Source organism: Streptomyces sp. (assembly GCF_050698815.1).
GTDB lineage: Bacteria > Actinomycetota > Actinomycetes > Streptomycetales > Streptomycetaceae > Streptomyces.
Genome location: NZ_JBOHCV010000563.1, coordinates 1 through 7,642, shown reverse-complemented (window position 1 = coordinate 7,642; position 7,642 = coordinate 1). Strand labels below are relative to the sequence as shown.

The window sequence follows — 7,642 nt, the reverse complement described above, 5'->3', positions numbered from 1 at the left end:
GCGACGACGTGCGCGGCGGCGAAGACCGTACGCGAGGCGAGCGGGGCGCGGGTGCCGCCGGACGGCGCGAGCGCGGCGGCGGGTTCGGTACGCGGTGTGTACGGGCGCAGGGTCCCCGAGGCGTCGGGCAGGCGGATCACAGCGCTCTCCGTTCCTTCACAGGGACAGCTCGGGGACCGGGAAGCGGCGGCCCTCCGCCGAGGACCGCAGGCCCAGTTCGGCCAGCTGCACCCCCCGCGCACCGGCCAGCAGGTCCCAGGTCCAGGGCGTGCCGAGCGCGACGTGCCGCAGGAACAGCTCCCACTGGGCCTTGAAGCCGTTGTCGAACCCGGCGTTGTCCGGCACCTCCTGCCACTGGTCGCGGAAGGACTCGGTGGCCGGCAGGTCCGGGTTCCACACCGGCTTGGGCGTCGCCGACCGGTGCTGCGCCCGGCACCGGCGCAGCCCGGCGACCGCGGAGCCCTCGGTGCCGTCCACCTGGAACTCGACCAGCTCGTCACGGCTGACCCGCACGGCCCAGGAGGAGTTGATCTGTGCGACGGCGCCGCCGTCCAGCTCGAAGATGCCGTACGCGGAGTCGTCGGCGGTGGCGGCGTAGGGCTCGCCCCGCTCGTCCCAGCGCTGCGGGATGTGCGTGGCGGTGTGCGCCTGTACGGACGTCACCTTGCCGAACAGGCCGTGCAGCACGTACTCCCAGTGCGGGAACATGTCGAGGACGATGCCCCCGCCGTCCTCCGAGCGGTAGTTCCAGGAGGGGCGCTGCGCGTCCTGCCAGTCGCCCTCGAAGACCCAGTATCCGAACTCCCCGCGCACCGACAGCACGCGGCCGAAGAAGCCGCCGTCGATGAGCCGCTTGAGCTTGAGCAGGCCCGGCAGGAAGAGCTTGTCCTGCACGACGCCGTGTTTGACGCCCGCCCGCAGTGCCAGCCGGGCGAGGTCCAGTGCGCCGTCCAGGCCGGTGGCGGTCGGCTTCTCGGTGTACAGATGCTTTCCGGCGGCGATGGCCTTCCGCAGGGCGTCCTCGCGGGCGGAGGTCACCTGGGCGTCGAAGTAGACGTCGATGCTGTCGTCGGCGAGGACGGCGTCGAGGTCGGTGGACCACTCCTCCAGGCCGTGCTGTTCCGCGATGGCACGGAGCGCGTGGTCGCGGCGCCCGACGAGCACCGGTTCGGGCCACAGTGCGCTGCCGTCCCCCAGGTCGACACCGCCCTGTTCGCGGATGGCGAGGATCGAGCGGACGAGGTGCTGGCGGTACCCCATGCGTCCGGTCACGCCGTTCATGGCGATGCGCACTGTCCTGCGTGTCACGTGGGCCTTCTCCTTCACGATCCGGTTCGGTCGGTTCGCGAGAAAGCGCTTGCTGTCCAGGAACCGTAGACCGACTCTCGCAGGCAGGACAAGACCCTCCGCGCGACCTGTCCGGAACGGCTCCCTCCACTCGGCCGGTGACGTCGATTGCCGTCACGGCGGCCTGCCCGGGGTGAGAACATTGGCGCGCCTGCCGCCCGCTCACAGCGCTGTACGGCGCACCCGCATTTCCTCATCACGACGTGGACGACGGAGGACTGGATGGCAGTGACCCTGGCCGACGTGGCGACGCGCGCGGGAGTCTCCGCGGCGACCGTCTCGCGTGTGCTCAGCGGTAACTACCCGGTCGCCGGCGCCACTCGCACCCGGGTGCTGCGCGCGGTCGAGGAACTGCAGTACGTCGTCAACGGCCCGGCCAGCGCACTCGCCGCGGCCACTTCCGACCTGGTCGGCGTCCTTGTCAACGACATCGCCGACCCCTTCTTCGGCATCATCGCCAGTGCCGTACAGAGCGAGACGGGCGACGGCGGTCCCGGCGGCGCGGGCAGCAGGAAGCTCGCCGTCGTCTGCAACACCGGCGGCTCCCCGGAGGGCGAACTGACCTACCTCACACTCCTTCAGCGCCAGCGCGCCGCCGCCGTCGTCCTGACGGGCGGCGCCGTGGAGGACGAGGAGCACAGCGAGGTCCTCACCACCCGGCTGCGCCGACTGGCCGCCGGCGGCACCCGCATCGTGCTGTGCGGCAGGCCACCGCTGGACGCGGAAGCCGGCGGTGACAGCGGTGCCGGCGGCGACACCGGCGTCGTCACCGTCGCCTTCGACAACCGGGGTGGCGGCCGTCGCCTCACCGAGCACCTGCTCGCCCTCGGCCACCGCCACATCGGCTACGTGGCGGGCCCCGCCGAGCGCACCACCACCCGGCACCGGCTGGAGGGCCACCGGCTGGCCCTGCGCGAGGGGGCACCGGAACTGCTGGCGCGGGCCGAGCGGTTCACCGTGCACGGCGGCGCGTACGACCGCTCCTCCGGCTACGACGGCGCCCTGGAGCTGCTGCGCCGCGTCCCCGAACTGACCGCCGTGCTCGCCGCCAACGACACCGTCGCCCTCGGCGTCTGTGCCGCACTGCGCGACCAGGGGCTGCGCATCCCCGAGGACGTCTCCGTCGCCGGCTTCGACGACCTGCCCTTCAGCGCCGACGTCTCCCCCGCGCTCACCACCGTGCGCATCCCGCTGCACGACGCGGGCGCCCAGGCGGGGCGGCTCGCTCTCGGCCGGGAGTCACCGCCTCCGGGGGGCGTCGCGACCGTACGCTGCGACCTGATGGCCCGCGCCTCGACAGCGCCGCCCGGTGCGGCACGGACGCGCAGTTGACGCCGGGAGCTTGTCCGACGGCACCGGCATCTGGTCGGCTGTCCCCATGCGACTCGCTTTCTCCACCCTCGGCATCCCAGGTCTTCCCGTCTCCGAAGCCGTCCGGCTCGCCGCCGACAACGGCTTTCAGGGGGTGGAGCTCCGCGCCCACCCGGAGGAACCCGTACACCCCGGGCTGACGCTGGCCCAGCGGGTCGACGTCGTCGAGGAGTTCAAGGCGGCGGGTGTGGACGTCCTGGGCCTGGCCGGCTACGCGAAGGTCGCGGCGCCCGGCGAGGACGAGCCGGTGCTCGCGGAGGTGCGGGCGCTGCTGGAACTGGCCCGTGATCTGGGCGCTCCGTTCGTGCGGGTCTTCGCCGGCGGCGGGGACGGCGGGACCGGGAGCGACGCCGCCGCCGAGAGCGACGTACGGGCGGCCCGCCGGCTGGCCGCACTGGCCCCGGTCGCCGCCGACCTGGGGGTGCGGGTCCTGCTGGAGACGCACGACTCGCACAGCACCGGCGAGGACGTGGCCCGCGTGCTCGCGGCCGTCGGGCACGGCTCGGCCGGCGCGCTCTGGGACGTGATGCACACCTGGCGGAACGGCGAGGACCCGGAGACCAGCCACCGGCTGCTCGCGCCGTTCCTGGGCTACGTGCAGGTGAAGGACATCGCCTCCGCCGACGACACCACACCGCTGCCGCCGGGCAAGGGCGTGCTGCCGCTGCGCCAGGTGATCGGACTGCTGACACACGCGGGTGACGCGAGCGACCCGATCGGAGCCGTCGGCACGACGGGCGCGGCTGCGGTCGGCACACCGGCGGCGGGCGCCCGGTCGGACACCACCCGGGGCTGGCTGTGCTGGGAGTACGAGAAGCGCTGGTACCCGGAGGTGTCGGAGCTGGCCGAGCTGCTCGCGGGCGTGGGGGAACATCTGCGGAGCCTGCAGCCGGAGGCGTGACCCGAAGCCGCGGCCCGGCAGCCCGGCTGCCCCGCCCGGCTCCGCCACACGCACCCGTGCCCGGCCCGGGCGGAACTCGCCCGGGCCGGGCACGGTCGTGCGGGATCAGCCTGATCCGTCCTCAGGGAAGCAGGATCCGCTTCTCGGGCCGGTCCAGCTCGGCGTCGTACGTCGTCATCCGCTTCGGCGTCGCGTCCGCCTTGGCCTCCACGTCCGCCCACTTCAGCAGCGCGCGGGTGGCGGCGGCCTTGTCGTCCGCGCTCAGCTTGGCGATGTTCGCGCCGTGGTTGGCTCCGGGCGCCGTGTAGACGTGCGCGTCCTTGGTGCCCTCGCCGACGCTGAACGGCTCAGCACCCCACGGGTCGTTCCCGCCGTTGACGAAGAGCATCTGCGAGGACTGGTGCTTGACCCAGGTGTCGATGTCCTTCATCGCCTTGCGGTCGAACGGCATCGGGATGTCCCGGGGCACGTACGTGCGCGGCACGTTGAGACCCGGGTACTCGCGTACGTCGTCCAGGGTCGGCGACTCGTAGTCGGGCGAACCCAGCTGCGTGCCCGCCTGGAAGTAGTACGGGGTGTAGGGCTCTATTCCCTGGTCGGTGCCCGCGCTCCAGCCGGCGATCTCGTCGCCCCAGGCCCACAGTTCGTCGGTGGTCGCGTCGGCGGAGGGCACGTCGTCGCACTCCTCCGCTTCCAGGTGGTACTGCCAGAAGCCCCACACGATGTCCTGCGCGACGATCTCGAACGCCTTGTCCGCGTTCCCGATCAGGTCGAAGGTGTAGCCCTCCTCCTTGGCCCACTTCTCCAGCCGCGGGACCATCTCGTCACGCCGCTCGAAGATCTCGTGCTGGGCGGAGTTGAGCCGGTCCCGGCACTGCTTCGAACCGACCTGCTCGAAGAACCGGTAGTACGCCGAGTCCTCCTTGTTCCGCACGTCGTTGGGCGCGACGTAGGCGACCGTGCCGTCCATGTCCCGGGGGTAGAAGCGGCGGTAGTACGTCGCCGTCATGCCGCCCTTGCTGCCGCCGGTGGAGATCCAGCGCTCCCCGTAGATCCGCTGCAGCGCCTTGTGTATGCGGTGCTGGTCGCTGGCGGCCTGCCAGATGTCGAGCTTGGACCAGTCGGCCGGGTCGGGCCGGGACGGGGTGAAGAAGCGGTACTCCATCGACACCTGGTTACCGTCGACGATCTGCGTGGGCTCGCTGCGCCGCGGCTGGGTGCTGAGGTGGTAGCCGGAGGTGAAGAAGACCGTGGGCCGGTCCTCGTTCTTGTGCAGGATGGATATTCGCTGCTGGAACGTACGTCCGTTCGGGTGACGGTGGTCGACGGGCTGCTCGTAGTTCAGTACGAAGAAGCGGTAGCCGTCGACCGGTTTCTCCTCGATCAGGCTCATGCCAGGTACCGCGAGGATGCGGTCCTTGATGTCGCTGCCGCCGGTGCCGGCCGCGGTGGCGGCTCCCGCCGACGCACCGCCGACGCTCGCGGTGCCGATCAGCACCACCAGCGACAGCAGCCATCTGAGCGCCTTGCTCATACGCCCTCCCCATGGGTCCGAAGGTCGCAGTGAACCTACCGACGGTGTCACGTCTCCGCCAGTGGTGCGGGGTTGCCGCCGCCGGAACCTGTGCCCGGGCCCGCCTAAGCTCGGCGCATGGATGACGTCGGCGCACACGGTTCCGCACCACTGGCCACCGGCCCGCTGGGCATGAAGCTGCTCTCCTTCCACCGGGCGGCGGAGGACACGCGGTTCGAGGACGCGGTGGTCGGCTACGCGCTCATGGTGCTGTGGCACGAGAACCGCGTGCTGATGGTGCTCGAACGGGACCGTGCGTGCTGGGAGCTGCCGGGGGGCGGCATCGAGCCGGGCGAGACGCCCCGCGCCGCGGCCGTACGGGAGGTGCGCGAGGAGGCCGGGCAGCGCGTGCCCCCGCGCGACGTGCACTTCGCAGGCTTCGCCCGCACCCTGCTGCCGGACCACGCGGTCATGTACGGAGCTATGTTCACCGCCCGTACGGACGCGCCGGCGCCCTTCGTGCCCAACGAGGAGATCTCCGCGGTCCACTGGCGCGTCGGCGACGAGCCGCTGCCCGGCGGCGAGGTGCAGACCGTGGACGAGTACCTGGTCGCCCTGTGCCCGCCCCCGCCCGCCGGGGCCTGACCCCGGATCAGACGGCCGCCGTCGGCTCCGGTTCGCCCGCGTAGACGCGCCACAGCTCCGCGTAGCGGCCGTCGCGGGCGAGGAGTTCGGCGTGCGTGCCGGTCTCGGCGATACGGCCGCGGTCGAGCACGACCACCCGGTCTGCGCGCGCGGCCGTGGAGAGGCGGTGGGCGACCACGAGCGTGGTGCGAGTGCGGGCCAGCCGGTCCGTCGCCCGGTTGACCATGGACTCCGTGGCCAGGTCCAGCGCGGCCGTCGCCTCGTCGAGCAGCAGCACGTCGGGGTCCACCAGCTCGGCACGCGCCAGGGCGATCAGCTGCCGTTGCCCCGCGGACAGGTTGCGGCCGCGCTCGGCGACCTCGTGGAGGTAGCCCCCGGGCAGCGAGGCGACCATGTCGTGGGCGCCCACCGCCCGCGCCGCCGTCTCGACTTCCGCGTCGGTGGCGTCGCTGCGGCCGTAGGCGATGGCGTCCCGCACCGTGCCGGGGAAGAGGTAGGGCTCCTGCGGCACGACTCCGAGCCGGTGCCGGTACCCCGCCAGGTCCAGCTCCCGCAGGTCGGTGCCGTCGATGCGGACCGTGCCGTGGGTGGGGTCGTAGAAGCGGGCGACGAGCTTGACGAGGGTCGACTTCCCAGCGCCGGTCTCGCCGACGAAGGCGACGGTCTGCCCGGACGGCACGGTCAGGTCGATGCCGGCCAGCGCGGCTTCCTGTGCGGGCTGCCCGGCCTCCTTACCGGACGCGGTGGCGTAGTGGAAGTGCACCTCCTCGAAGGTGATCTCGCCGCGCAGCGCCGTGACGGGCCGCGGTGCGTCGGCCGTCGGCGTGGTGGTGTCCTCGCGCAGCAGCTCCTGGATACGGCCCAGGGCCACGGACGCCTGCTGGTAGCCGTCGAAGACCTGGGACAGCTGCTGGACGGGGGCGAAGAACAGCTCGATATAGAGCAGATACGCCACCAGGGCGCCGGCGGTCAGTGTCTTGTCCTCGATACGGCCTGCGCCGACGACGAGCACGGCCGCCGTGGCCACAGCGGCCAGCAGCTGCACGAAGGGGAAGTAGACCGAGATCAGCCACTGCCCGCGGATCCGTGCGCTGCGGTACGCGCCGCTGCGTGCCGCGAAGCGCTCCGCGCCGCCGCCCTCGCGCCGGAAGGCCTGCAGCATGCGCAGCCCGGCGACGCTCTCCTGGAGGTCGGCGTTGACGACGCTCACGCGCTCGCGCGCCAGTTCGTACGCCTGCACACTCTGCCGCCGGAAGAAGAAGGTGCCGACGGCCAGCAGCGGCAGCGTGGCGAACACGACCAGGGCCAGCTGCACGTCGATGACCAGCAGCGCACCGAGGATGCCGAAGAAGGTGAGCAGCGAGACGACGGCGGTGACCAGTCCGGTCTGCAGGAAGGTGGACAGGGCGTCCACGTCGGTGGTCATGCGGGTCATCACCGCCCCGGCCAGGTGGCGTTCGTAGTAGTCCAGGCCGAGCCGCTGGAGATGGGCGAAGATCTTCACGCGCAGGGCGTAGAGCACCCGTTCGCCGGTTCGGCCGGTGAGCCGCAGTGCGCCGATCTGCGCGGCCCACTGCCCGACGACCACCAGCAGCGCCAGTCCGGAGGCGACCCAGACCGCGCCGATGGCGGACTGTCCCACGCCCTCGTCGATGCCGTGCCGGATGAGCAGCGGCAGCAGGAGTCCGGCGACGGCGTCGAGCGCCACGAAGAACAGGGCGAAGGCGAGCGGCCGTCCGAAGCCGCGGAGCAGACCGCGCAGCCCGTACGTCTCCTCGGCCCGTTCGGCGTGGTGCTCGTCGACGTCGGGGGTCTCGTCCGCGGGAGGAAGCGCGGCGACCCGCGCGAGCAGCTCGGGGCTGCCG

The 7,642-nt window shown here is 72.2% G+C and carries 6 protein-coding genes and 1 pseudogene; 3 read left to right on the top strand and 4 right to left on the bottom strand.

Annotation, left to right across the window (positions count from 1 at the left end; genetic code table 11):
- Together ACRDP3_RS20310 and ACRDP3_RS20305 are read right to left on the bottom strand one after the other, a co-directional pair.
- Positions 1-131, bottom strand: a pseudogene (locus ACRDP3_RS20310) (dihydrodipicolinate synthase family protein); the annotation flags it as partial.
- A gap of 25 nt (positions 132-156) precedes the next feature.
- Positions 157-1,308, bottom strand: coding sequence for a Gfo/Idh/MocA family protein (locus tag ACRDP3_RS20305; protein ID WP_431518402.1), 1,152 nt, complete (start codon positions 1,306-1,308; stop codon positions 157-159).
- A gap of 261 nt (positions 1,309-1,569) precedes the next feature.
- Between ACRDP3_RS20305 and ACRDP3_RS20300 the strand changes: the two genes are divergently transcribed.
- Complete coding sequence (locus ACRDP3_RS20300; protein ID WP_431518401.1) at positions 1,570-2,679, top strand: LacI family DNA-binding transcriptional regulator; 1,110 nt, start codon at positions 1,570-1,572, stop codon at positions 2,677-2,679.
- 46 nt (positions 2,680-2,725) lie between these two features.
- A complete protein-coding gene (locus ACRDP3_RS20295) occupies positions 2,726-3,619 on the top strand; it encodes a sugar phosphate isomerase/epimerase family protein (RefSeq protein ID WP_431518400.1) in 894 nt (297 codons plus the stop codon).
- Between the two features lie 121 nt (positions 3,620-3,740).
- Here ACRDP3_RS20295 and ACRDP3_RS20290 read toward each other — a convergent pair whose 3' ends face one another.
- Complete coding sequence (locus ACRDP3_RS20290) at positions 3,741-5,153, bottom strand: S28 family serine protease (RefSeq protein ID WP_431518399.1); 1,413 nt, start codon at positions 5,151-5,153, stop codon at positions 3,741-3,743.
- 117 nt (positions 5,154-5,270) lie between these two features.
- Between ACRDP3_RS20290 and ACRDP3_RS20285 the strand changes: the two genes are divergently transcribed.
- Positions 5,271-5,777 carry an NUDIX hydrolase gene (locus ACRDP3_RS20285; protein ID WP_431518398.1) on the top strand — a complete coding sequence of 169 codons (507 nt, stop codon included), beginning with the start codon at positions 5,271-5,273 and terminating at the stop codon, positions 5,775-5,777.
- Positions 5,778-5,784: 7 nt separating this feature from the next.
- Here ACRDP3_RS20285 and ACRDP3_RS20280 read toward each other — a convergent pair.
- A partial coding sequence (locus tag ACRDP3_RS20280; RefSeq protein WP_431518397.1) for an ABC transporter ATP-binding protein occupies positions 5,785-7,642 on the bottom strand: 1,858 nt, incomplete at its 5' end.